Annotated in this window: 30 protein-coding genes; 10 read left to right on the top strand and 20 right to left on the bottom strand. The window is 45.9% G+C overall.

Annotated features, from left to right (window positions below; translation table 11 throughout):
* Nucleotides 1-14 precede the first annotated feature (14 nt).
* Both OU814_RS29990 and OU814_RS29985 read right to left on the bottom strand, forming a co-directional pair.
* A complete protein-coding gene (locus OU814_RS29990) occupies nucleotides 15-584 on the bottom strand; it encodes a hypothetical protein (RefSeq protein ID WP_017288651.1) in 570 nt (189 codons plus the stop codon).
* A gap of 3 nt (nucleotides 585-587) precedes the next feature.
* Complete coding sequence (locus OU814_RS29985; RefSeq protein WP_017288652.1) at nucleotides 588-1175, bottom strand: phycobiliprotein lyase; 588 nt, start codon at nucleotides 1173-1175, stop codon at nucleotides 588-590.
* A 521-nt stretch (nucleotides 1176-1696) separates the two neighbouring features.
* Here OU814_RS29985 and OU814_RS29980 point away from each other — a divergent pair.
* The 6 genes from OU814_RS29980 (at nucleotide 1697) to OU814_RS29955 (ending at nucleotide 6452) form a co-directional block, all read left to right on the top strand.
* The gene (locus OU814_RS29980; protein ID WP_017288653.1) at nucleotides 1697-2155 is read left to right on the top strand and encodes a response regulator; all 459 of its coding nucleotides are present in this window, start codon (nucleotides 1697-1699) and stop codon (nucleotides 2153-2155) included.
* Complete coding sequence (locus OU814_RS29975; protein ID WP_268243123.1) at nucleotides 2152-3654, top strand: response regulator; 1503 nt, start codon at nucleotides 2152-2154, stop codon at nucleotides 3652-3654. The genes OU814_RS29980 and OU814_RS29975 overlap by 4 nt, the downstream gene beginning before the upstream one ends.
* A 431-nt stretch (nucleotides 3655-4085) precedes the next feature.
* Entirely contained in the window at nucleotides 4086-4604 is a 519-nt protein-coding gene (locus OU814_RS29970; RefSeq protein WP_017288655.1) for a phycocyanin subunit beta, read from the top strand.
* Between the two features lie 79 nt (nucleotides 4605-4683).
* The gene (gene cpcA, locus OU814_RS29965; protein ID WP_017288656.1) at nucleotides 4684-5172 is read left to right on the top strand and encodes a phycocyanin subunit alpha; all 489 of its coding nucleotides are present in this window, start codon (nucleotides 4684-4686) and stop codon (nucleotides 5170-5172) included.
* A 133-nt stretch (nucleotides 5173-5305) separates the two neighbouring features.
* The gene (locus OU814_RS29960; protein WP_017288657.1) at nucleotides 5306-6175 is read left to right on the top strand and encodes a phycobilisome linker polypeptide; all 870 of its coding nucleotides are present in this window, start codon (nucleotides 5306-5308) and stop codon (nucleotides 6173-6175) included.
* 19 nt (nucleotides 6176-6194) lie between these two features.
* A complete protein-coding gene (locus OU814_RS29955) occupies nucleotides 6195-6452 on the top strand; it encodes a phycobilisome linker polypeptide (protein WP_017288658.1) in 258 nt (85 codons plus the stop codon).
* Nucleotides 6453-6593: 141 nt separating this feature from the next.
* Here OU814_RS29955 and OU814_RS29950 read toward each other — a convergent pair whose 3' ends face one another.
* From OU814_RS29950 to OU814_RS29930, 5 genes are all read right to left on the bottom strand, one after another.
* Nucleotides 6594-7409, bottom strand: a complete 816-nt coding sequence (locus OU814_RS29950; protein WP_268243122.1) for a HEAT repeat domain-containing protein — start codon at nucleotides 7407-7409, stop codon at nucleotides 6594-6596.
* 45 nt (nucleotides 7410-7454) lie between these two features.
* Nucleotides 7455-8291, bottom strand: coding sequence for a HEAT repeat domain-containing protein (locus OU814_RS29945; protein ID WP_268243121.1), 837 nt, complete (start codon nucleotides 8289-8291; stop codon nucleotides 7455-7457).
* A gap of 116 nt (nucleotides 8292-8407) precedes the next feature.
* Nucleotides 8408-8896, bottom strand: coding sequence for a phycocyanin subunit alpha (gene cpcA / locus OU814_RS29940; protein ID WP_017288661.1), 489 nt, complete (start codon nucleotides 8894-8896; stop codon nucleotides 8408-8410).
* Between the two features lie 85 nt (nucleotides 8897-8981).
* A complete protein-coding gene (locus OU814_RS29935) occupies nucleotides 8982-9500 on the bottom strand; it encodes a phycocyanin subunit beta (protein WP_190651941.1) in 519 nt (172 codons plus the stop codon).
* A gap of 408 nt (nucleotides 9501-9908) precedes the next feature.
* Entirely contained in the window at nucleotides 9909-10115 is a 207-nt protein-coding gene (locus OU814_RS29930; protein WP_026148694.1) for a hypothetical protein, read from the bottom strand.
* Between the two features lie 317 nt (nucleotides 10116-10432).
* Here OU814_RS29930 and OU814_RS29925 point away from each other — a divergent pair, with 317 nt between their 5' ends.
* Nucleotides 10433-10792, top strand: a complete 360-nt coding sequence (locus tag OU814_RS29925) for a hypothetical protein (protein WP_017288664.1) — start codon at nucleotides 10433-10435, stop codon at nucleotides 10790-10792.
* Nucleotides 10793-10844: 52 nt separating this feature from the next.
* Here the strand turns inward: OU814_RS29925 and OU814_RS29920 are convergent, their stop codons facing one another.
* The 9 genes from OU814_RS29920 to OU814_RS29880 form a co-directional block, all read right to left on the bottom strand.
* Complete coding sequence (locus OU814_RS29920) at nucleotides 10845-11216, bottom strand: phage holin family protein (protein ID WP_017288665.1); 372 nt, start codon at nucleotides 11214-11216, stop codon at nucleotides 10845-10847.
* Between the two features lie 45 nt (nucleotides 11217-11261).
* Nucleotides 11262-11447, bottom strand: a complete 186-nt coding sequence (locus tag OU814_RS29915) for a YqaE/Pmp3 family membrane protein (RefSeq protein ID WP_017288666.1) — start codon at nucleotides 11445-11447, stop codon at nucleotides 11262-11264.
* Nucleotides 11448-11546: 99 nt separating this feature from the next.
* Complete coding sequence (locus tag OU814_RS29910; RefSeq protein ID WP_268243120.1) at nucleotides 11547-12092, bottom strand: hypothetical protein; 546 nt, start codon at nucleotides 12090-12092, stop codon at nucleotides 11547-11549.
* Between the two features lie 39 nt (nucleotides 12093-12131).
* The gene (locus tag OU814_RS29905; RefSeq protein WP_017288668.1) at nucleotides 12132-12398 is read right to left on the bottom strand and encodes a YkvA family protein; all 267 of its coding nucleotides are present in this window, start codon (nucleotides 12396-12398) and stop codon (nucleotides 12132-12134) included.
* A 190-nt stretch (nucleotides 12399-12588) separates the two neighbouring features.
* Nucleotides 12589-13086, bottom strand: a complete 498-nt coding sequence (locus OU814_RS29900; RefSeq protein WP_017288669.1) for a hypothetical protein — start codon at nucleotides 13084-13086, stop codon at nucleotides 12589-12591.
* Nucleotides 13087-13193: 107 nt separating this feature from the next.
* Nucleotides 13194-13679 carry a hypothetical protein gene (locus OU814_RS29895; protein ID WP_017288670.1) on the bottom strand — a complete coding sequence of 162 codons (486 nt, stop codon included), beginning with the start codon at nucleotides 13677-13679 and terminating at the stop codon, nucleotides 13194-13196.
* A gap of 103 nt (nucleotides 13680-13782) precedes the next feature.
* Complete coding sequence (locus tag OU814_RS29890) at nucleotides 13783-14208, bottom strand: hypothetical protein (RefSeq protein ID WP_036046024.1); 426 nt, start codon at nucleotides 14206-14208, stop codon at nucleotides 13783-13785.
* Nucleotides 14209-14307: 99 nt separating this feature from the next.
* Entirely contained in the window at nucleotides 14308-14811 is a 504-nt protein-coding gene (locus OU814_RS29885) for a hypothetical protein (protein WP_268243119.1), read from the bottom strand.
* A gap of 88 nt (nucleotides 14812-14899) precedes the next feature.
* A complete protein-coding gene (locus OU814_RS29880) occupies nucleotides 14900-15376 on the bottom strand; it encodes a hypothetical protein (protein WP_017288673.1) in 477 nt (158 codons plus the stop codon).
* A 480-nt stretch (nucleotides 15377-15856) separates the two neighbouring features.
* Between OU814_RS29880 and OU814_RS29875 the strand changes: the two genes are divergently transcribed.
* On the top strand, nucleotides 15857-17101 hold the full coding sequence (locus OU814_RS29875; RefSeq protein WP_268243118.1) for a serine/threonine-protein kinase: 1245 nt from the start codon (nucleotides 15857-15859) through the stop codon (nucleotides 17099-17101).
* 68 nt (nucleotides 17102-17169) lie between these two features.
* On the top strand, nucleotides 17170-17703 hold the full coding sequence (locus tag OU814_RS29870) for a hypothetical protein (RefSeq protein ID WP_268243117.1): 534 nt from the start codon (nucleotides 17170-17172) through the stop codon (nucleotides 17701-17703).
* A gap of 437 nt (nucleotides 17704-18140) precedes the next feature.
* Here the strand turns inward: OU814_RS29870 and OU814_RS29865 are convergent, their stop codons facing one another.
* Nucleotides 18141-18383, bottom strand: a complete 243-nt coding sequence (locus OU814_RS29865; protein ID WP_268243116.1) for a hypothetical protein — start codon at nucleotides 18381-18383, stop codon at nucleotides 18141-18143.
* A 477-nt stretch (nucleotides 18384-18860) separates the two neighbouring features.
* Between OU814_RS29865 and pyrC the strand changes: the two genes are divergently transcribed.
* On the top strand, nucleotides 18861-19889 hold the full coding sequence (pyrC, locus tag OU814_RS29860) for a dihydroorotase (protein WP_017288678.1): 1029 nt from the start codon (nucleotides 18861-18863) through the stop codon (nucleotides 19887-19889).
* A gap of 169 nt (nucleotides 19890-20058) precedes the next feature.
* Here pyrC and OU814_RS29855 read toward each other — a convergent pair whose 3' ends face one another.
* The 3 genes from OU814_RS29855 to OU814_RS29845 form a co-directional block, all read right to left on the bottom strand.
* Nucleotides 20059-20574: a hypothetical protein gene (locus tag OU814_RS29855; protein WP_017288679.1), complete on the bottom strand. Its 516-nt coding sequence runs from the start codon at nucleotides 20572-20574 to the stop codon at nucleotides 20059-20061.
* Nucleotides 20575-21042: 468 nt separating this feature from the next.
* Nucleotides 21043-21657: a class I SAM-dependent methyltransferase gene (locus OU814_RS29850; protein WP_268243115.1), complete on the bottom strand. Its 615-nt coding sequence runs from the start codon at nucleotides 21655-21657 to the stop codon at nucleotides 21043-21045.
* A 196-nt stretch (nucleotides 21658-21853) separates the two neighbouring features.
* Entirely contained in the window at nucleotides 21854-22234 is a 381-nt protein-coding gene (locus OU814_RS29845; protein ID WP_017288680.1) for a hypothetical protein, read from the bottom strand.
* Nucleotides 22235-22672 lie beyond the last annotated feature (438 nt).

Genomic DNA, 22672 nt, shown 5'->3' with positions numbered 1-22672 from the left:
TCAAAATTGTCATATCACCACTCCTGCCCTTCGCCTCTCCAAAACGCTAAGGGGTCTGGGATTAAAGGACAAGGCGGATAAAATCGCAAACAGTCTTCCTGCCCAGGCTGCACGATCGGTGGTGTAATCTCCAACCCTAGACAAAGATGCGTCAGCGATCGCGCAAACTGCAAATGATGACCCGGTGAGCCTGCATGAGCATGAGCATATTCGTGCAGAACCAGGAGCAACCAATCTTCCGGCAAGACTCGCCCCACATCGACCAAAATCGTGATTGGCTCAGTTTCAAGATTACAAATGGCATCGATGCCAAACGATCGAGCGAACGGTGCTGCAAAAATTTGGAGATTCGGCTGCTCCCAGGTATGAAAGCAGTTGTGGCAGTCTTGCAGAATTTGATGGAGTCGTTGATTGACCGCATCAATTTTCCGCCCGATCCAAGTGCAGATCACCTCACGATTCTTGGAATCATGAATCAGATCGATCATCTCTGGATCAGGCGCGAGACTGCGAATTCCGTAGAGGTAATCGAGTCCGCGCGCAAAAGCGTCTGCACTGGTTGTAACAATCAAACGATCGCTCACCCTCTACCAACCAAAATAAGAGAAATACTTTGTAGATTCAGCCGCAGGAGCCTCAGCATCTGATGTTTCAGCGATTCGAGTCTCTGTACAAAATGTCGCGGTGCTAAATCCACCAAACCGCTTAACGGTGCTGGTTCGCATACGCAGGTCAGGATTTGCAAACCAGAACCGTTCGGTCGAACTCATCGTTTCATATTCAGTCGTTAGCACTAAGCCATCTTCGTCGTCGATATGATATTGTCCGGCGACCGGAACGATTTCGGCATAGCCACGTTCGCGTAACAGTGTGCCTCGCCGAGGTGTTTCTGCATCCGGAATTAATGCAAAGACGGTCGAACCTTGGTGATTTTCATCATCTTTATCCCAAGCCATCGAACCGTGCCATGCCACATACGCGCCGCCGATCGCTAAACTCGGATCGACCTCATGTAACTGGCAAATCTCAATCACTTTCGGATGGTCAGCCGCGAGTGCCTCAACTTCAATCTGAGACTCGCCCGGTTCAGCGCGTTTAAATGCGAGGTGATGGGTGGTGCGCTGCGATCGCCAACGCCCTGTACTTTGCTGAAAAAACTCCATCGCATCCTTCATCTCAATCTCGCTCCCTATAAATTCAACTCAAACGACCCTTGAAAAGCTGGTTGATTAAGCGTTGTGAACTAACTTTCTCATCGTATCGCAGTTCTGATAGATTCGTAGCCTGCCGAAACCGCATGTTCGTCAAGCAACCGCAACCTCCCAAAGCATAACTTTATTCAACTCAACAAAGGCTAGACATTTTTTAATATTAAGGATTATTACTTTGTTTCTCATTCTTGAGACAGCAGCTCCCTTGATCTCTTATCGTCATGAGAAGCTGGTTCACGAATTCACCATTTTTATATAGATTATTCAGTTTTAATTTAAGGAGCACAAAATGTCTAGTTCTTTGACATTCACCTTTTAAGCCTGGGACTGTAATTAGAAAATTTCAGCGATTCGAGTGACTCAGCATTCTTTCTGAATCCGTGCCAGCAGATGCTGGAGATGATCAATAAAAATACGGAGCAATTAGTGTGATGGGTCAATCATGTTTTGGAGTTGCAACACCTTAGGGCAGAGGTAAGGTCACGATGGAAAAGCAATCCTGTAATCCCGCAGACTTGATGGACCAAGCAACCGAAACAAGGCAGCCGAATGCCTGCGGGCATGAAACTCGCCCCAGAACGATTTTGATCATTGATGACGAAGAAGCAATCCAGATGGTGATTCGCTTTGGGCTGCAGATGACTGCCAGTTGGACGGTTTTAACAGCAGACTCTGGTTTAACCGGGGTTCAAATTGCTCAAGCCGAACAACCAGACGCAATTTTGCTCGATTATATGATGCCAAAGATGGATGGTATGGCAACCTTAAAAGCGCTTCAATCCTGTTCCGAAACAAATCGAATTCCTGTGATCTTTTTAACGGCAAAAGTGCAGTCTTTAGAAGAGCAACTTCAGACTTTAGGAATTAGCGGAGTCATTACCAAACCGTTTAACGCTCTGGATTTGTCCAAACAGATCGCCAAGATTTTGGAGTGGATTGAATGAAAATATTACTGGTTGAAGATGATGAGGCATTGTCTGCGATCTTAGTTCAGAACTTAGCTGCACATCATTATGTGGTGGATGCGGTTCATGATGGAGAATCAGGCTGGACGTATGCCTCGACGTTTGACTACGATTTGATCATTCTGGACTTGATGTTGCCAAAGTTAGACGGCATTTGTCTGTGTCAACGATTACGATCGGAAAACGACACTACTCCGATTTTGTTGCTTACTTCTGAAAGTGCGAGTACTGCTAAGGTCAGTGCTTTAGACGCAGGTGCAGATGATTATGTTGTTAAGCCTGTTGACACTCAAGAACTTGTTGCCCGCATTCGTGCTTTACTTCGCCGGAGTAGCAATTGCCCTTTGCCTATCATGACTTGGGGGGCGTTGTTTCTCAATCCGAGTACGTGTGAAGTCACCTATGACGGGTTACCACTGACGTTAACAACTAAAGAATATGAGCTACTAGAACTGCTCTTACGCACCAGTCCAAATTTATTAAGCGTAGAAGAAATTCTGGATCGCTTATGGTCTTCTGATGATTTTCCTTCAGAGGCAACGGTGCGATCGCACATTCGACGATTGCGTCAGAAATTAGTCGAAATTGGCGCACCTCAAAATTTCATTACAACGGTACATGGACGCGGCTACTATCTCGGTACGCTTCAATCTGAGCCAAGACCTGCGCCGACTCCCGAACAAGACAAGCAGCCCAATTATTTAGAATTTTTGAACCACCTTTGGAGTAAAACTCAGCCGAAAGCACTTGAGCAATTAGAAGTGATCAATCAAGCGATCGCGGCACTACAGGCGGGAACATGCAGCCAGGAATTACAAGCTGAGGCGCGCCAAATTGCTCATAAGCATGTGGGCACGCTCGGAACATTTGGACTGAATCAAGCGATGGAGCTTGCTCGCTTACTTGAGCAAGAATTTTCCAGCCAGACGATGCTGTCATCGCAGCAGGCAGAACGACTTGAGCCATTGTCGATCGCGCTTCAGCAAACTGTGCAACTCACGGCAAAGATTCAATCGGTTCCAGGAACACCAAGCCAGCCGAATTCTGCAATTGTATCGATTCCACTTCAATCAGAACCAATCTCTAGGGAAAATCCTCGCGTCATGATCGTGGATGATGACCATGCTTTTCTGCGGATGCTGCCGACATTACTCCAGCCCTGGCACTTCAACATTACAACACTGGGAGAGCCGCAGCAGTTTTGGGCGGTTCTAGAAGCCGTTCAGCCTGATGCGCTGGTGTTAGACATCCATATGCCAGAAATCAATGGATTACAACTCTGCCAGGCACTTCGGCAGCAGCCGGCTTGGCGACGGCTGCCGATTTTAGTCTTGAGTTCTGTGACTGACCTCAGTACTCAAAATCTCGCGTTTACTTTGGGAATTGATGATTATCTCTGTAAACCAATTGTTGCGATCGATCTCGCTAATCGAATTTTGAATCGCCTTCAGCGCGTTCAAGCTTGGAGTCAAAGCTAAAGAGAACTGACCCAAAATTCTGCTCAAAAATAAGAACGCGATCGCGAAAGATTGCGACAAGCTGCAATGCTTAAATTAAATGTTAAGAACAGTATCTAAATGTAAACGGAATGCAAGGTTTCAGAAATCTTGTAAAAGCCTCAAACTTCTTGTCCAGTAAGGGTTTGAGGCTTTCGTATTATTTCTTAACTTCTTCTTTGAGCCTGATCCTAGGATTTGCACAAAATCTGCACAATTAAGTTGCTTTAATCATAACTATCGGAGAGCCGCTGAGCAGTTGACCTGGTTTCAATCGTTCAGTTCGCTCAAGTTCAACTCAACGAACTTGAGATTAGGTGCGGAATAAGCAGCTTTATATAGCTACTCATTTCCACCAAAGTTAAGGCTTAAAACTCCTTAGTAAACTTATCTCATTAACAGGAGATGTTTGAATGCTAGACGCTTTTACCAAAGTGGTTGCTCAGGCAGATACTCGTGGCGACTACATCAGCGATAGTCAAATCGATGCTTTGAAAGCAATGGTTGCAGACGGCTCGAAGCGGATGGACGTAGTTAACCGCATCACCGGAAACGCTTCCGCTATCGTTGCTAACGCAGCACGGGCATTGTTCGCAGAACAGCCTGCATTGATCGCTCCTGGTGGAAACGCATACACCAACCGTCGCATGGCAGCTTGCTTGCGCGACATGGAAATCATCTTGCGTTATGTTACCTACTCTATCTTCACAGGTGACTCCAGCGTTCTCGATGATCGTTGCCTCAACGGACTTCGCGAAACCTACCTCGCATTAGGCGTTCCTGGTAGCTCTGTCGCTGCTGGCGTTGGCAAAATGAAAGAAGCTGCAATTGCAATCGCAAACGATCCCAACGGTGTAACCCGTGGTGACTGTAGCTCCTTGATGGCGGAAGTGGGCGGCTACTTCGACAAAGCAGCAGCAGCAGTTGGTTAGTCTCTAAGACCAACCCGCATCCAAACGATTGAATCAATTTGAACATTCTTTGTACACCATCTTGAGAGGTTGATTAGGTATGAAAACGCCTTTAACAGAAGCGGTCGCAACCGCAGATTCGCAAGGTCGCTTCCTCAGCTCGACCGAAATGCAAGTTGCATTTGGACGCTTCCGTCAGGCTGCTGCTAGCTTAGATGCTGCAAAAGGCTTGAGTTCCAAAGCATCCAGCTTGGCTGATGGTGCAGCTAACGCTGTTTACCAAAAGTTCCCCTACACAACTCAAATGCAAGGGAACAACTTTGCTTCTACCCCTGCTGGTAAAGCAAAATGCGTTCGTGACATCGGCTACTACATCCGCATGATCACGTACTGCTTGGTTGCAGGCAGCACCGGACCGATGGATGACTATCTGATCGGTGGATTGGCTGAAATCAACCGCACCTTTGATCTGTCTCCGAGCTGGTATGTAGAAGCTCTGAAGCACATCAAAGCAAACCATGGTTTGAGCGGCGACGCTGCTGTCGAAGCAAACTCCTACATTGACTATGCAATCAATGCCCTAAGCTAGGGAATTTTGAATGCCCAGAGCGACTATTTCCTGCGGGATGCCCGATACGACGCATCTACAGGAGGTTGGAGGTCTGGGCATCTTGCTGTCAATTTCACCCCGTTGAATTGAAACAATTAGAGGAGAAAATCCTGTGGCGATTACAACTGCTGCTTCCCGTTTGGGAACTGATGCATTTAGCGAAGCCCGCCCGCTTGAACTACGATCGAATTGGACTCCAGAGGATGCCAAGATCGTAATTCAGGCGGTTTACCGTCATGTATTGGGCAACGATCACTTGATGGCATCAGAGCGATTGCTGGGTCTAGAGTCGTTGCTGAGCAATGGCAAGATCACCGTGCGCGAATTCGTCCGCGCAGTCGCAAAATCTGAACTCTACAAGACGAAGTTTTTATATCCTAATTTTCATACTCGTGTGATCGAGCTGAACTTCAAGCATCTCTTGGGTCGTGCGCCCTACGATGAAGCAGAAGTGATTGAGCATTTGGATCGCTATCAGACGCAGGGATATGAGGCGGATATTGATTCTTATATCGATTCTGCTGAGTATGATGCAAATTTTGGGGACAATATTGTTCCTTACTACCGCGGTTTTTCAACCCAAGTTAGTCAAAAGACCGTTGGATTTACTCGCATGTTCCGGCTGTATCGGGGCTATGCAAGTAGCGATCGTTCTCAATTAGAGGGCGCAAGTTCTCGCTTGGCATCGGAACTGGCTCGAAACAGTGCTTCTGCTGTCATTGGAACTTCTGGCGGTTCGAGCGGGTTTGCTTATCGTCCTTCTTTGCAAGGCGTAACTCCAACTCGGACATTTGGACGGTCTTCCACTGGATCTTCGGATCGGCTCTACCGGATTGAGGTGGCTGGCATTTCGTTGCCTCGCTATCCTTGGGTACGTCGCAGCAATAAAGCGATCGTAGTTCCTTACGAGCAGTTGTCTAGCACGCTTCAGCAAATCAATAAGCTGGGCGGTAAAGTAGCTAGCGTAACTTTGGCGCAATAGATAAAAGGAGCGTGTCATTATGTTGGTTGGATCAAATCGGTCTGCAACAGCAGATAATCGTGTTTTCCTTTATGAAGTCGAAGGTCTACGTCAAAACGATCAGACGGAGAACAACAGCTATCCGGTTCGGAATAGCAGCACGGTGACCTATGCTGTGCCTTATCGTCAGATGAATGCTCAGATGCAAAAGATTACCCGCATGGGTGGAAGAATTGTGAACATTCGTCCGGCTGGGCAAGCAGCACCTGCACCTGCTTCTGAAGAGCACGGCGAATAATCGTTTCACAGTTCTATTAATTAAGTGGGAGATCTAAAACGATGAGTTTGGATGCTCCCTCTTTTTTGTGAGGTTCCTAGTCGTTGCATTCATTTTGCGGAGTGGGGAGAACCCAAACTCAGATTGCTCCCTATCTCCTCATCAGAGATTCTCATCATTTTGAGAAAGTGATAAAGCAAGTCCACGGTAGCGGCGAGGATCACCTTCGGCGAGGACAAGCCGTTCTTGCCCTTTGCGATCGTACAATTTATCTAAAATCATTTGCCAATCGGATGCAGATAGTGGAGAGGGTTGATCTTCAACTTTAGGAGCAGGGACTGCGTTTTGCACTTGCTGTTGTGCCCAACATGCACGAGCACGAACGGCATCACTCTCATCTTGCTCTGCAATTTGTTCAAACTGAGCGAGAATCTGCGATCGCCAATCGGGATAGGTCTGTGCGATCGCTTGCGCCAGAGCTTGCAACCCTACGATCGCTGAATAGCGCACCACCCATTCTTCGTCCTGGCGTGCGACAAAGATCAATGCTTCTAGGGCCTCTTCTTGAGCAATCTCTAACAAATTTTCTGGGAACCAATGCCACTTCATGGTTCCGAGTCCTTTGGCTGCGGCTCGCCGCACGCTGAGCGAAAAATCAGCAGTTGCGACGCCTAACAATGTCACTAATCCTCTTGGATCACCAATGCCTGCCAGTGCCCGAATCGCCCAAGCTCGTGCTGTATAGTTATGTCCATCGAGTTGTTCGAGCAGGGGTGCAACCGCAGGTTCTCCTAACTCAATTAATCCTTCCACGGCTGCAACGGCGGCTCCTGGATTGTTATAGCTCAGTGAGGCGACCAACGTTGGAATCGCACCTTCTAGCTTTGCTGCGGCAAGATTTTGAACCGCCTTGAGCAAAGCATAAGCAGAATCTGCGGCATCGACCGCCTGAATCAACGATGAAAGAGAGTCAGACATGAGGAGAAGAATTTAAGTGCTAAGTGTATTGTCGCTCGATCGCGTCTAAAGGAGTTCATCCATCAAGTGCATCACTTGGATGGCACCCTCAGATAAATTGGGGAGCGGAGTTTCGACCAATTGCGTCTCGAGTACTCCCTTTAAAGAGATCAGTTTCAGACTGTTTTCTGCTAACGTTTCCGCAATCGGTTTTGCTGCGGCTAAATATCCGATCGCGCCTAAATCTGCTAAGACAGTGCGCCGAAGTTGCAAATCTTGGCTTGATAGCGCTTGCACTAAGCGATCGCCATATTCAGCCGCAATTTCAGGATTTGGGCTGAGTTGGTACATTGCTCTTAATGCAGCAAATTGGGTTCGAGGGACAAAATGGTTTAAAAATGGCTGAATGTGAGGAATCGCTTCGGTTGCACCCAAGGTTCCCAACGCTTCTAAAATGGCATCAAAAGGTTGTTCTAGCTGAGGGGGTTCAGGTGCGGGTAACGTGCCGGGAACTTGATTATTCAACAATTCGATCAGTCGAGGCACACAGGCTGAATCTTGTAACATCTCTAAAGATTGGGCTGCGGCTTCACGCACATAGAAATCCGAACATTCCAGCGCATGAATTAATGCCGGGACTGCACGTCGATCGCCTAATTTTCCCAAAGCTCTAGCTGCATTGCGTCGCAGCGGATATCCTCCCGCATCGGTGCGATCGTCTTCATCATCTAACGCTGCGATCAAAATCTCGATCGCTTGAGGGGCATTGACGCGAAATCGCCCTAACCACCAAGCAGCATAAACACGCAATCCCAAATCCTCACCTTGAAGATTAACGATCGCTTGTTCTACCGTCAAACTCTCACCTTGAAGACCCGCTTGCAGCTCTGCTTCATTTGCCATAACAGTTTCGTTAAAAGTGATTCACCACTCTTATCTTAAATAAGAAACTGCCCGGAAGAGCGCACAATCACGAATTCGCGATCGTGCGCTCTTCCGGGCAGGAGTCAACCTAAACTTTAGCTCAAAGCATTGATTGCGTAATCGAGGTAGGAATTTGCTTCAACAGCAGCATCGCCACTCAAGCCATGATTCGCTTTGATATATTTCAGCGCTTCTACATACCAACTCGGAGCCAAGTCGAACGTCCGGTTGATTTCAGCCAATCCGCTGATCAAATAGTCATCCATCGGGCCAGTTCCACCGACGACTAGGCAGTAGGTAACCATGCGCAGATAGTAACCAATATCCCGCACGCACTTGTCTTTGCCGGTCTGCGTCGAAGCATAGTTCGGGCCAGACATGGTCGTGGTGTAGGGAAACTTTTGGTACACTGCATTTGCAGCACCACTTGCCAAGCTATTTGCATTCGCAGTTAATGCTTTTGCTGCTTCTAAACCTGCTGATGCTTGGCGGAAACGTCCGAATGCAACCTGCATTTCGGTTGAACTGAGGAAACGTCCTTGAGAATCAGCAGTTGAAACTGCTTCGGTTAAAGGGGTCTTCATGATCGGAACTCTCCAATAAATTCTGGTCAGGTCTGTTGGAACGGCATGGATCGATGTAGAGTTCTCGACCCATGCAGATGAGAAATTAAGCAACAGATGCTGCTGCTTTATCGAAGTAGCCCCCGATTTCCGACATTAAGCTAGAGCAATCGCCAAGCGTGATCCCATTGGTATCACCCACGATCGACAAAGCTGCGTCTTTCATTTTGCTAACGCCTGCTGCAACTGATGCACCTGGGGTGCCCAATGCCAAGTAGGTTTCTCTCAAACCATTCAAGCAACGATCTTCTAAAACACTTGCATCGCCTGTGAAGATCGCATAGGTGACGTAGCGCAAAATGATTTCCATGTCGCGCAAGCACGCTGCCATACGGCGGTTGGTGTATGCGTTTCCACCAGGAGCAATCAATTGAGGCTGCTCAGCAAACAATGCCCGAGCTGCATCTGCAACAATTTTCGACGAGTTGCTGGTAATCCGGTTAACAGCATCCATGCGCTTGTTGCCATCTGCAACCATAGCGATCAAGGCATCGATTTGGTTTGCGCTCAGGTATTCGCCGCGTGTATCAGCTTGTGCAACTACTTTTGCAAATGCGTCCAACATAATCTTTCTCTCTTAATAGCGTCTAGCGTGTAGGTTCAAAAAGAATCCGACCAAAGAATGCTTCCTTTAGTCCAGTTGAGAATCTGTGGGTTGAATTTTCCCGTCGCGATGCTGCGAGAGTCGTTCATTTCCTGCGATCGCTGATTGACGGTTCACTGCAAGATGACGAACCAATCGGCATCTCCAGGCAGTAGTCTGTCTTTCAGCTTGCTTGTTTATACTATGTCGTTCAATCCCGATTTGTTACAAAGTATTTTTACAAATCGTTACAATCTAAATGATGTCTAAAACTTCTGAATAGCGTGCCTGCTCAAGTTTTGCGGCGGATTGGGCTACTACACGCTTAATTTCTTTTCTCAAAAATGAGAAGGCGATCGTAGGAAGGTACGATCGCCGTTCGCGACAGATTTAAGCAACGGTCGCTGTCCAGTCTTTTTTGCGTAGGGCGATGAAGGTTGCGAGTCCTTTAGAAAATCCTAGCGGGTCAGGAAGAAAATACTGGGGAAACTCTTCGTAATGTCGCCAGGGTTCTGCGTCGGTGTGTCGTAAATGTAAAACGCGATTGTTTCCTTCTAGTTTCCAAAGCATTTGCCCGCCCATAGGTATTTCACTCATACGGAAGTCCTCGTTCGTTAAATGATCAGCAAATGGCTGATGCTCTACATTGTGCCAGCCTAAATCATTAAGTTCTGTCAACTTAACGACATTGAGGCTAGACATTTATACCGAATTACGATACAGCAGGACTTTACTATACACCTCTATCTTTTGCACAAGATTTGCACAAAGATTTATGAACCTTAAGACTCAGAACTGCGGGCTTATAAGAGAATTCGATCATAAGAAATCGTATAAATAAAACGTTCAGCCTTTGCCGACGGAGTTTGAATAAAAAGGCATCGCCTCCTGACCTTTGAATAGCGCTATTCGCAATGAAAACGCACTCTTCGCCTGATCTCTATCGAAGTTCTGCTGAGGATGAGAAGCTTTCTCCCTCTCTCGCGCAAAAGAAAATGCAAGCTTGGATTCGCAGTCGTCATTTGATTTGTGCGGGTCATTTCTTTGTGTTTGAATCGGTTGATCTCAGCGCGATCGAGCGCTTTTCTGAGTGTGTGGCGGCGCTAGGAGGTTCGGTGATTTCTATTGATCCGGCGGATAAGCTTTGGATGGGGGAGCATCGGCAGGTTGTGCTGTATCAAGCGAAAGCGAGTTTGCATACGCCTTGTCATTCTTTGAAGCAGTATTGGCTGAAGTATGGGGGAGTGCGTTCTCGGTTTGATTCGACAAATTAAAAGAGAGATCGCATACTTGATGCGATCTCTCTTTTATTAGCTTAGAAGCAGATTATTGGTTCGCAGGCAAAGAACCAATCCCTTTTTCTGCAAAGTACTTGTTCAAGAAAGTTGTTGCAAAAGACAGAACAACGGGTCCCAAAATGAAAGCTAGAAATCCGTGAACTGCGAACCCAGGCACAAAGACTGAAGCGAGCCAGAAGCAGAGTCCATTGACAACGAGCGAGAACAATCCGAGGGTTAGAAAGGTGATCGGCAGAGAGAGCACAGAAAGTACAGGCTTCACGAAACCGTTGACTAATCCAACAGAAACTGCGGCAACTAAAGCAGCAGGGAAAGTTGCGATCGTCACACCCGGAATCACAAGGTCAACAACCAAAAGACCGAGTGCTGTGGTCAGCGTGGTGAGCAAAAAGCTAAGCATATTTGTTTCTCCTTCATTTGAGAGTGTAGAAAGTGTAGGTGGAAGCTAGATCGTGGACTGTTTGATCTTTTCGTCATGCTTCGAGATTGCCCAGAGTGCATGAATGATGCCAGGCACCCAACCAAGCAACGTCAGCCCAATACTCACGATGAGCGTGAAGCTAAAGCCATATGTCATGAAAACAGCCACAGGAGGCAGAAGGATTGCTAGAAGTAACCGAACGAGTTGCATAAAATTAACCTCAATGGAGTGAATTTTGGACGTTGGAGCGGTGATGAAGCGGTGCTCGTAGAGGTTGAGCTGTAAAAGCTTGGCGCACCTCTGAAAGTTCTAGGATTTAGAGATTACGGTATTCAGGTATTCTTTGACTTGCTGCCGAATTTGCTGCTCTTTTCGGGCAACAAATGCACCCTGGTTAGCAATCTTGAGTTCGATCTCTGCTTGCTTTTGCTGCACTGGATCAATCCCATTTGCTTCTGCATTCGCCTTCGTTTTGTCGTACCAAAGTTGGAACAATCCGATGCGTTGCTTCACCGTTTCATACCGATTTCCATATTGAGTTGCCAACTTTGCATCTAGGTTAACAAGCTGACTTCTCAATTGATTCACAAGCCGTTTCCCCAACCCTTTGAAAATGGTTGAAAAGGAAGGTGCTTCAGAACTTTCAGGCGTTTCTGCATCATTCAATGTTTGAGCAACTGTTGAAATGCTTTGATTGGCAGTCGCACGAATTTCACCCATACCTTCTTTCAGTTCTGTCATCGATTGGGTCGCGGCAGTCTGAATGATTTCGCGAATTCGAGATGTTCGGTTTCCGCCTTCTGTTTTGATGGCTTGCAGATCCGTCTTAAGGCGATCTTTAAGAGAGTCAGACATAGTTAACCTTCCGCATGAAGTGATAGAGTGGCGATCGACTTAAGTGGTTACGACTGAATCAGCCTTGTTCGCTTTGGTTTTACGATTCTTCAGTTGTTCACCTAGAATCTGAGTAACTTCGGCTGCGAGTACAGTAATCACAACACCATCATCAATCCAACCTAGAACTGGAACAACATCAGTTGCGAAATCAAGTGGACTAATCAAATAGAGCAAACTACCTGCAACCACAATCCAACGATATTTAGAATTCCGCAGAAGGGCGCGATACCAGTTGTAGAGGGGCTGAACTAGGAACTTCTTCATGATGGCGCTCTTTCAATCGACAACATCATCTTCGCAAACCTAGAAGCGACTGTCGGGTGTGGAAAACCCCTGGTTTTGGTGTAGTTCTACGACCTCGCAACCCTGGGGAGCGATCAGGTGATGCAATCCTGATGAATGGGCAGTTGCTAGGGTCATTTTTAGTGACGATCGCTGCGGATAAATGTCCAAATTAAGGTGTTTTTTGCAGTTTCTGCAAGCGCAGGTTTGCTTCTTCAATCTGTTTCTGAAGCAGGGTTAAATTTGATTCCATGTTCTTCTTCTGAACTTCTAACACTTCCGTCTCTTTGCGGAGTCGTGCCATTCGGGCTTGATGATCTGCGCTTCGTCCTGGTTGATAAATCAAGCCTAAATAAACGGTGACATTCGAGGCATCTAATGTATTGACACCGACTGACAAATTCATCCCAAAATCATTCTCCGTATTGACATAGGCATTCGGGAGGTTTTGCAGCGGGTAGATATTAGGAACGCGAATGTTGGTGGTGTTAACGCTATTGATTGGAACTTGTGGATTGTTTTGCAGCACTTGGTTGAAGTTTGAGTTTGCTCCAACGGTGCTGTTTTGATTACTTGTGGCAGTTTGGGCAAGACAGACCGGATTGTGAATGAATTGGACAGTGGCGATTCCAGACGCAATAGAAACAAAAGTTGTTAGAAGTCGTTTCATCGTGATTAGAAAAGTTTTATTTCTATTTTTAAGATCAAGAAATGAGAAATTCGTCAAAAATCAACGATCGTTTAACGATTGAGTCTATCGATCGTTGATTTTTGTATCTAACGGACGCTGACAATCAAACTGTGATTAAACGTGCCTGTGCCACTTGCTTGCTGTGAAACTTGAGTTCCTGCCCCTGAAAATTCAATGCGTAGCGCTCCACGCGCGGGCTGATATTTGCCGGAAATGTCGATCGTCTTGGTTCCGCGGGAGAGATAAGGAGCCAGATTAACAACAGTTCGCGAGCCTTTCAACGATTGAATCACTTTGTCTCCAATTTTGATTTGTCCACCGAGTTGTCCTTTTGCGATCGACACAGTTAACCAACACGGTTGCTTTAGCGCTGTTGATCTGAGCGTGACCGAAGTTCGCTGCCGATTGCTTTGCAAGGAAGAATTCAAAAGGGTTGTTTGCCCATTAGACTGAATCACCATACTGTTATTGCGGATTTGAAGCGAAGTTTGAGCAAAACTGCTCTGGCAAGCCAACAGCGAGAACACACAGAACGTTCCAAAGCTCGATCTGAGTAATAATTGCGAATTCATAAAGAGTCCTCCAAAGTACAATCACCGTCACAGAAATTCAGGAGATCGGATGGAGTCGCTCCTGAATTGTGGGGCATATTTTTAGGCAAGGCATGAGTCGCACTTAACCCATGTTTGTTTGTGGAATTCCACTAAAGCGATGCATAAAGGTCGGATCGAGCGCAGGACTATAAACATCAACTTGAGTATTGACTGGAATCTGAATCGTCGGACCTCCAATGCCTGGAACATTTGGAACTCCCTGCATTCCATCTGTAATTGTCGATTGACTATTGCGAATTTGCGTAGCGGTACCCGGTGTGACTGCTGTTTGAGAATTGGTCGTGACTGCTGCACCACCAACACATCCACCATTTGCAGTCATGCCCACATTATTTTGCTGAGTGGAGGGGGTTTGCGATCCATGAATAGCTAACTGATTCGAGACATCAAGCATGACGCATTGAGCAGAAGCAGACGACGTAAATGCAGGTGCGAAAGGCAAGAAAGCTGCTGTAGAGAGAAGACCAATTGATAGTGACTTAAGCATGAGTGTGACTCCAGAATTGGGAGAGAGGAAAGGAACCTGCCGATTTTTTGCATCAGGAATCGGCAAACCTGGGTGAATCTTGAGCGGTAAATCTTGAGCTTAGTGCTGACCTACAACGGCGGTAGCTGCATTGCCTTGAGCACTGGTATTGCCATAGCCATACTGACCTGCATTTTGCACATTGCCTTGATAGACCATTGCACCATTGATGTTCGTAGGATTAGAGGGATAGTAAGGATAGTAGGGAGCGCTACCTTGGAAGACATTGGCAGTAGCAGAGTTGCCTTGAATCGAAGTGTTGCCATGACCAATTTGAGTGGCATTTTGATCATTCGATTGAATCACGCTTGCGCCATTGATTCCAGCAGTTGGGCAGGGTGCAGCAAAGCACTGAATTCCGTAGTAAGGCGAACCATTTTGAGTGACAACTCCAGTTTGGACGTTTCCTTGAACAGATACATTACCGCTACCGACTTGAGTGGTGCTCTGATCCGAAGTTTGAACGACCGAAGCTGCATTTTGAGCGAAAGCGGGAGCCGTTGCGAAGCCACAAACAGAAGTTAACAATGCGATCGCGCCAAGTTTGATTGATTTAACAGACATGATGAGTTTTTCCTTTTGTTGAATAGAGTGTGAAGTGAGTCTGCCGATTTTTAGCGAGTGGGGAATCGGCGAAACCCGGTTGTGAAATTTAGTGTTGGGTTACGGTTGCATCCGTTGCACTGCCTTGAACAGAGCTGTTGAATCCACCGAATTGAAATGCACCTTGTTGGCTGCCTTGAACGACATTTGCACCATTCACACCCGGAGTCGGATAGCCAGGGAACCAAGGAGAAGTCGGTGTTCCTTGCGTTACCGTTGCGCTGGTTGCGTTGCCTTGAATGTTGGTGTTGCCGTAGCCAATTTGACCTGCTTGTTGAGAGTTGCCTTGAATCACGTTTGCGCCGTTGATGCTGGCGCCGTAAGGATACACGGGTGAACTCAATTGAGTCACATCAGCCGTTTGTAAGTTGCCTTGCACCGAAACGTTTCCGACTCCAGCTTGTTCTGTTCCTTGGCTGGATTGTTGAACGACCGAAGCTGCGTTTTGAGCGAAAGCAGGAGCGGTCATCAATACAGCAGACATTAAACCGAAGAAGGAAGTTTTGATTGCTTTTGCAGTAGTCATTGTTCGTTGTCCCTTGTTGAATAAAGTGTGTGTTTGAGTTGAGCCTGAGAGATTTGTTTTAGCGGTTCACTCTTTTCTACGACTCGTTTTTCGATTTATGCAGCTCTGAATCTTTTGGTCTATTTTTTGTGACACATTCAGTGTTGTTCTGCGTTGTCGAATCTATTGTTGAACTTGTTGGTTCGAGTGAGTCAGAGTTGAGTGATTTGCTTCGTTTCCTCTCACACTCTGCACTACGACCTGTTCCAATGGCTTATGCAGACTGACTCGAAAATTTCTTGAATTAAAAGCCTTGAAACTATTGCTATATCTGAATCACACAATTTCAGGAAAAAGTTTTACGCTTGCTTTCAATAAGGTGAACTGCATAAAAACTGTTCGTCATTCGCATGAAACAGAAGAAGCCAGTCAATCATCTCAACTGGACTTCTCAATTTATCCAGTCGTTGGATTACAAGATTATCCACACAGGAGGTTTTTATGGTTGAGCATCAAGCAGGAGATGCCTTTGTCAGAATTGTCTACGCCAAAGTGCAGTCCAACGGCAGAACTGAGATGGTTCCACTCAAACTCTATGTCGATGGCTCACTCGAACACATTACCGGATCGCTGTTTGCCTCTTCTGAATCAGAAGTCTCTGCTCAATCTTTACTCAGCAATCGCTATCAGATTCAGCGAGTCCTTGGTCAGGGAGGATTTGGCAGAACTTATCTCGCTGTCGATCGACATCGGTTTAATGAGCTTTGCGTCGTCAAAGAGTTTCATCCGCACAGTACAGAAGAATATGAGCTTGAAAAATCTCGTGATCTATTTGAGCGAGAAGCTAAAATTTTGCATGATATTGATCATCCTCAGATTCCAAAGTTTCTGGCTTGTTTTGAAGAAATGGATCGTCTGTTCCTGGTGCAAGAGTATGTGAAAGGACGCACCTATTCTGCATTGCTGCGAGAACGGCAGGGAGAAGGATTTGCTGAAGGAGAAGTTCTGCACTGGCTGAAAGATTTACTGCCAGTGCTAGCGTATATTCACGATCGTAATATTATTCACCGTGATATTTCACCGGACAATATCATGTTGCATCAAGATCTCAATGTTCCGATGCTGATTGATTTCGGGGTCGGAAAATGGACGATCGAGCAGCTTTCTAATGAAGTTCCTGCTTATTCGAGAAAGCATTCGATCGTTGGAAAAGTAGGGTATGCACCTCATGAGCAGCTTTGGATGGGGCAGTGTTTTCCTAGTAGCGATTTATATGCTTTGGCAGTAACCGCTATCGTACTTTTAACCGGAAAAGAACCAAAGAATTTAGTCGATTCTCGGACACTTTCCTGGCAGTGGCAAAAGCATGTGCAAGTCAGCGATCGCTTTGCCAACGTGCTTAATACTATGCTGAATGACAAGCCGAGTGAACGGTATGCTTCCGCTCAAGATGTGTTAGCAGCATTAGAGAACTCAGATACTACCTTAGTGAGCCAGGTTCCTGTGGTTACAGTGGTGAGTCAATCCGCGATCGCACCACAGCAGGCAACAATTAGTGCGGTATTGATTGATCAATGCGAGCGAGAGTTAGTCAATTACATCGGGCCAGTTGCTCGATTTTTAGTTCAAGAAGTTCTCAGTGGTGTCACTTCGTCAGAGGGATTGCTCACAGCATTGGCCGCTAAAATTCCGAATGCTCAACATGCGATCGAATTTCAACGTAAGTTATCTCGAATCGTTGCATAAGCTCGTTTTTCAAGTCGTAGTGATTCATAGAAGTAACAGATTTATCATTTTGTAAAAGAGGTCAACTCATGTCTAAGCCCCTTCATGCTTTCGTTCAAGTAAGTGGAATGCTAGCGATTTTACTCAGTGCAACTTATAGTAGTCCGTCAAAAGCTTCTGCCCAGTCTCTTCTCCCGGATATTAGCCTGATCGAAGGAGGACAAGTTTGTCTAGCACTGTGTACTTCAACACCGACTCAAGGTGCTCCGAATCAAGGGTTAGGTGCATTACCTGCTCAATTGATGCAGCTTCCCGGTCAAGTCCTTCAACTTCCAGGTCAAATTCTATCTTCTCAAAGCTCTCAAGTGATGCGCTCTAATCTTCCAATACTGCCACCTGGAGGTGCGCCGATGATACCACCGGGAGCACCACAAGGATTGCCGCCCGGAGCACCACCTCAAGGACTCCCACTTGGAGCACCTCAAGGACTACCACCTGGAGCACTGCCGCCTGGAGCACCGCCTCAAGGATTAGTATCACAAGCTCCACAGTCTCAACGCACTAGTTTTCTGAAGAAGATTGCACCTGTGTTGCCAGTGGTGATTCAGCAGTTGGCGAAGTAATCTAAATTCACAGCAGAGAAGTAGATGGGCAGAATTAAACATCAGTTTGGCGAGTTCTCTCGCTTCTCTGCTGGCTCGCCCTGGAATGGAATTCCGGGGCGAGTTGAACGAAGACCTGTCATGGGATTTGTCAAGTAGCTGTAAGACATCATTTGCCTGCATTTCTAGCAACCATTCATTGAAATGTGATCGCTCAACTCGCTCCCCAATTTCCCGACGAATCCGGTAAATTGCCACTAAGTTATCGAGGTTGAAATCACGATTCAGGCGATCGTATACTTCCAGCGCAACAGGCTTAAAGTCCTCATAAGATGCGATCGCGCTTTTCTTCCCGTTACCATTTATCACACTGGCTGCACAATTTATCCGAATCCATTTCAACAAAGCATTTGCTGTCTTCGCCCCAATACTGGCATCAAATTCAAACGACTCTGCTCTTAGACCCTCTCTAAGAGTTGTTGCCCTTTCGGATTGAGTTGAACCATTTTGTTTTTTAACGCGATCGCGCCATTTTTATCTAATGTCGAAAAAATTGGCTGGTAATCTGCGGCTTTTTCACCTTTGCGCTGCAACCGCCTCGTTAAATCACTCTTCTTGATTTCGGTCTCAATACTGCTCATCTCCCACAATGTCAGCAAAAGGCAAGTTTTTGCCTGGGATTCAGTTCCTCGTAACGTCATCAACTCTCTCCTGGGGACTAAGTTTGTTTACGTACACATCGTCCACTCAGTATTTACTCAAGAAACATCGGTTTCTCCCAAAATACCCGGACATAAAAAACGATTAACGTAAAGAATTAAACAGCATACTTAGGTTTTATAAAAAACACTCAAAGGGGTGAAAAACACTTGTATTGCAAACAATTGAGCAACCTGCTAAGTATGCGAAAGAAGTCCGTCTACTACCATACAAGCTACAAATGCTGAGTGTCGATGGTGATCAGGCGAAATTCGAGCGCAATCGGTAAAGTTCTGATGAAGAATGCGTAGGATCGATACATTATTCGATAATGAATCCGAAATATTACTGAAGCATTTAATCTCGATTCTTCTACATCAAATAAAGTCTCGTCTAGTCAAAAACAAGAAATCATCTTCCTTTCCCTGTGCCGATTAGCGTATGTCTTTCTGAGGCACTCACAGTCTTATAATTGAGAAATGCAAAAGCTCACGATTACCCGACCTGACGACTGGCATCTCCATCTACGCGACGGCGCGGCATTGAAAGCAGTTCTGCCGCATACGGTGCGTCAGTTTGCCCGCGCGATCGTCATGCCAAATTTGAAGCCTCCAGTTCGCTCGGTCGCTGATGCCGCAGCCTATCGCGATCGCATTCTTGCAGCCGTTCCAGAGGGGCAACAGTTCGAGCCACTGATGACGCTCTACCTCACTGACAATACCAGCCCCGAAGAAATTATCGCGGCAAAAGCCTCTCAGTTTGTCAAAGCAGTCAAGTACTATCCAGCCGGAGCAACGACCAATTCAGACCTTGGGGTAACGGATATTCGCAAGTGCGATCGCGTTTTTGAAGCGATGCAGCAGGTCGATCTGCCTTTACTGTTGCATGGAGAAGTGACTGATCACACGGTTGATATGTTTGATCGCGAGAAGGTGTTTATCGATCGACATTTAATCCCACTCAAGCAACAGTTTCCCAAGCTGCGCGTCGTTCTTGAACACATTACGACCTCAGATGCAGTGCAGTATGTTCTATCGGCAAGCAACATTGCTGCAACTATCACGCCACAGCATTTGTTGTTTAATCGCAATAGCCTATTTCAAGGTGGGATTCGCCCCCATTTTTATTGCCTGCCCATTTTGAAACGAGAGGAACATCGATCGGCGCTTTTGCAAGCAGCAACCTCTGGTAATCCTAAATTCTTTCTAGGCACCGATAGCGCTCCTCATCCTCGCAATAGCAAAGAAAGTTCCTGTGGCTGTGCGGGTTGCTATTCGGCTCTGCACGCGATGGAGTTGTATGCAGAAGCATTTGAGAGCGTTGATGCTCTGGATAAACTTGAAGCTTTCGCCAGCTTCTATGGAGCAGATTTTTATCAACTTCCACGCAATACCGAACATATTATTTTGACCAAAACGACTTGGCGTGTTCCCGATGAAGTTCCATTTCCGGAATCTGAGCTTGTGCCTTTATGGGCAGGTCAAGAAATGACTTGGCAAATGGCGTGATCTTAGTACAAGAGCCGTGGATTGATGTCAGCGATCGTATGTTATCGATATGCTGTTCCTTGATCATTGAAAGCTAGAAATTCTTACGCTCCTTCGAGTGCTTCGAGATACAGAAACCTTACAAGGCTTTACCCGTTAAAATGCTTTTTCCAGCAATGTGTAGGGGCTGTTAACCACGCATCACCTGAATAGACATTAGGATGCCAAACCATAGACCTATACATGCGCCAAGTGCTCCCCCATAGAAGAGGGCATTCATACCTGGAGAAAAAATGAGTCCATCCCAATCTCTGTCTATGTAGGCTGAAATCGGTATTGCGATGACTAATGCAAGAACCCAACCAACAATGGGGCTAAACAATTGTGTAGTAATAATGGAAACTCTTTTCCTTAAAGGAATCAGTTGACCTTCTCTTATTCTCAGCCGAATCAAAAGAAAAATGATTGAGAGATTGATTAGCGCTCCGATTGATAATAAAGCAATAGTACCACCTAGACTATTTAATCCTGGAAACCATTGCAACAAAAGCAACAGAACTGCTCCTGGCAAAGTTATGCCAAGTAAGAACGAACTCAGGAAAAACAAGCCAGCCTGTTGAAATAAAAGCATGACGACAATCGTCAGCACTACCAAGCTAACATAGGTGCAGAGTATGGTTGCTGTTATCTTCTGAAGTCTATGCATAGTCGGTTCAATGTCTTGGAGATGAGTGTACTCTAAATCTGATAGCAGAGTCTAGACTGTATGATCGATAACCTAGAGTAGTGGAGCGAGCATCTCAGTGATTTGGTGAAGTAGCACTTTTAGTAAGGAAACCCACATTATTCAGGTTTGGAGTGCCGTATGAAAGTCAAACAAGGAAACCCACATTATTCAGGTTTGGAGTGCCGTATGAAAGTCAAACTTAGAGAGATCTTATTTGCTTCTCCAACGTCTTCTAACTCTCGATTTGTTTTACTAAGCTCTTTACGATCTAAAGAAGAACCGTTTTAGGGAAGGCTAACAGTTCGCCTCATACCAACTTGATTCGGCATCACCCACTGTTAGCAGCAGTTCCTTGAGCAAGGAGAAAATAGCAGTTTGACTGCTTAGCCCGGAATAAAAGACTTAAAATACATTCCCAGCAAGGGTTTCAACTGAGGCGATCGCGATTTAGCTCAAAGTCGATCCAGTCTTTTGAGCAATGATATAAACATGATTCTCAGGATATTGATCGTATTCAAGGTGAAGACACGTACATTGATGCTCAGCCAGAATCTTTAGGAAAGCATTTACGCCCAGCGTGCTGTACTCAAAGTCCTGGCCTTGAAACGTTCCAGAAACTTCACTTTGTCGATATCCGCCTCCACAGGTGAACATCAGCACGCCATCCGGTTCAAGAGCATCGCATAGCTTTTGTGTAACAGGTTTTTGCATCTCTAACGGCAGATGAAATGTGCTATCCCAAGCAACAATCAAGCTATAGCGTTTGGGAGGGTTCCAACGGCAGATGTCTGCTCGATAGAAGGTGATGTCTGGATGCAGTTGTTTAGCTAAATCAATCATTTCCTCAGACATATCAAGCCCTTCTACCTGAAATCCATGTTCTTTTAGGACTTGAATAAAACGTCCGCTGCTGCCACATCCTATATCGATCGCCAATTGCTTGTTGGGAACAAATTTGATAGCCCGCTCCAACTGTGCAATTCCATAAAACGAGCTTTGATGCTGAGTCTGCCACCAAGAGGCAATGCGATCGTATCGAGTAGCGGTATCCTTTGGATGCATATTGATTCTCAACTGACAACTCTCTAAATTCTATTGCTCACACTTCAAACTAAGCTCAGTTGTAACTAACAATTCCAGCAGTCTAGCGTTCTCAAGCAGCAGCTCCAAGCCGCGTACCGCCATTATCAATCTTGTGAGTCCGTCTGTCTTGAGCTTGTTAGACGACAAAACTGAACAACCGGCCCAAGCCTAAAAGCTATCGCCTACGGTTACGATATTTGGTTTTCGCTTCTTCCGACGCAAGACTATCTACAAAACTTTCTAAAACTCCTCGTACATTGTCATCCATAAAGTGAACATTCAGGGTGGAAAATGCCAAGTTTACATATTCACTACTTGAATCATTCAATAAATCAATCAGGGCAGCTACATGACGATTAGAATCCTGCTTCATAATTTCAATCACGACCTCATCTAGTCCGAACGATATGTAATGCTCAACTCTAAGCAATAACTTGCAGTAAAGACTTTCTAGAGGCTTCCAGTATGAGCCAGATAGCCGTGCATAGATAACAGATAAGCGCCCTAGTATAAATGCCAGAATAAGATATGGAATACCAACAAGAAGCTGAAGCATGAAATAAAATTACTAATTTCTATCGAATACCATGAACATCAATAGACATTCAGCAATTCAGTCTAACTATTGTTTAGACTGAATCTTTCCACCTAATTCTCCAAATTTGGACATTAGACCGAAAGCTCCCTCTAGAGGGATTTAGACTGCTCAAAGCCAGCATAATATCCCAAATTAGAGAATTAGACCGATTTTTTCTGCATAATTCCGGCTTCTGGAACATTAGATCGACAGATCGACTGATATTCCGCATAATACCCCTCGACAGCATGTTAGACGGAAAATTTAAGTATTGCTTCTTCAAGAAAGCTAGTTCTCGTCTGCCTACGATTCCAGTTCACCCGGTTAGCTTGAACGGTAACAGTTCTGCTGTGTAGTTGCGGGAGCACTATCAACGAAGCAAGGAGACTCTATTCGCTGCTCCAACAGAACTGATAG

Source organism: Leptolyngbya sp. GGD, assembly GCF_026735145.1.
In the GTDB taxonomy this organism is placed as follows: domain Bacteria; phylum Cyanobacteriota; class Cyanobacteriia; order Leptolyngbyales; family Leptolyngbyaceae; genus Leptolyngbya; species Leptolyngbya boryana.
This window is presented reverse-complemented; position numbering and strand designations above follow the sequence as displayed.

Bases quoted from the DNA above. Each gene is read 5' to 3' on its own strand.
- OU814_RS29985 (WP_017288652.1), bottom strand. From the start codon at position 1,175: ATGAAGGATGCGATGGAGTTTTTTCAGCAAAGTACAGGGCGTTGGCGA.
- OU814_RS29980 (WP_017288653.1), top strand. From the start codon at position 1,697: ATGGAAAAGCAATCCTGTAATCCCGCAGACTTGATGGACCAAGCAACC.
- OU814_RS29975 (WP_268243123.1), top strand. From the start codon at position 2,152: ATGAAAATATTACTGGTTGAAGATGATGAGGCATTGTCTGCGATCTTA.
- OU814_RS29970 (WP_017288655.1), top strand. From the start codon at position 4,086: ATGCTAGACGCTTTTACCAAAGTGGTTGCTCAGGCAGATACTCGTGGC.
- cpcA (WP_017288656.1), top strand. From the start codon at position 4,684: ATGAAAACGCCTTTAACAGAAGCGGTCGCAACCGCAGATTCGCAAGGT.
- OU814_RS29955 (WP_017288658.1), top strand. From the start codon at position 6,195: ATGTTGGTTGGATCAAATCGGTCTGCAACAGCAGATAATCGTGTTTTC.
- OU814_RS29950 (WP_268243122.1), bottom strand. From the start codon at position 7,409: ATGTCTGACTCTCTTTCATCGTTGATTCAGGCGGTCGATGCCGCAGAT.
- OU814_RS29945 (WP_268243121.1), bottom strand. From the start codon at position 8,291: ATGGCAAATGAAGCAGAGCTGCAAGCGGGTCTTCAAGGTGAGAGTTTG.
- cpcA (WP_017288661.1), bottom strand. From the start codon at position 8,896: ATGAAGACCCCTTTAACCGAAGCAGTTTCAACTGCTGATTCTCAAGGA.
- OU814_RS29935 (WP_190651941.1), bottom strand. From the start codon at position 9,500: ATGTTGGACGCATTTGCAAAAGTAGTTGCACAAGCTGATACACGCGGC.
- OU814_RS29930 (WP_026148694.1), bottom strand. From the start codon at position 10,115: ATGAGTGAAATACCTATGGGCGGGCAAATGCTTTGGAAACTAGAAGGA.
- OU814_RS29925 (WP_017288664.1), top strand. From the start codon at position 10,433: ATGAAAACGCACTCTTCGCCTGATCTCTATCGAAGTTCTGCTGAGGAT.
- OU814_RS29920 (WP_017288665.1), bottom strand. From the start codon at position 11,216: ATGCTTAGCTTTTTGCTCACCACGCTGACCACAGCACTCGGTCTTTTG.
- OU814_RS29915 (WP_017288666.1), bottom strand. From the start codon at position 11,447: ATGCAACTCGTTCGGTTACTTCTAGCAATCCTTCTGCCTCCTGTGGCT.
- OU814_RS29910 (WP_268243120.1), bottom strand. From the start codon at position 12,092: ATGTCTGACTCTCTTAAAGATCGCCTTAAGACGGATCTGCAAGCCATC.
- OU814_RS29905 (WP_017288668.1), bottom strand. From the start codon at position 12,398: ATGAAGAAGTTCCTAGTTCAGCCCCTCTACAACTGGTATCGCGCCCTT.
- OU814_RS29900 (WP_017288669.1), bottom strand. From the start codon at position 13,086: ATGAAACGACTTCTAACAACTTTTGTTTCTATTGCGTCTGGAATCGCC.
- OU814_RS29895 (WP_017288670.1), bottom strand. From the start codon at position 13,679: ATGAATTCGCAATTATTACTCAGATCGAGCTTTGGAACGTTCTGTGTG.
- OU814_RS29890 (WP_036046024.1), bottom strand. From the start codon at position 14,208: ATGCTTAAGTCACTATCAATTGGTCTTCTCTCTACAGCAGCTTTCTTG.
- OU814_RS29885 (WP_268243119.1), bottom strand. From the start codon at position 14,811: ATGTCTGTTAAATCAATCAAACTTGGCGCGATCGCATTGTTAACTTCT.
- OU814_RS29880 (WP_017288673.1), bottom strand. From the start codon at position 15,376: ATGACTACTGCAAAAGCAATCAAAACTTCCTTCTTCGGTTTAATGTCT.
- OU814_RS29875 (WP_268243118.1), top strand. From the start codon at position 15,857: ATGGTTGAGCATCAAGCAGGAGATGCCTTTGTCAGAATTGTCTACGCC.
- OU814_RS29870 (WP_268243117.1), top strand. From the start codon at position 17,170: ATGTCTAAGCCCCTTCATGCTTTCGTTCAAGTAAGTGGAATGCTAGCG.
- OU814_RS29865 (WP_268243116.1), bottom strand. From the start codon at position 18,383: ATGACGTTACGAGGAACTGAATCCCAGGCAAAAACTTGCCTTTTGCTG.
- pyrC (WP_017288678.1), top strand. From the start codon at position 18,861: ATGCAAAAGCTCACGATTACCCGACCTGACGACTGGCATCTCCATCTA.
- OU814_RS29855 (WP_017288679.1), bottom strand. From the start codon at position 20,574: ATGCATAGACTTCAGAAGATAACAGCAACCATACTCTGCACCTATGTT.
- OU814_RS29850 (WP_268243115.1), bottom strand. From the start codon at position 21,657: ATGCATCCAAAGGATACCGCTACTCGATACGATCGCATTGCCTCTTGG.
- OU814_RS29845 (WP_017288680.1), bottom strand. From the start codon at position 22,234: ATGCTTCAGCTTCTTGTTGGTATTCCATATCTTATTCTGGCATTTATA.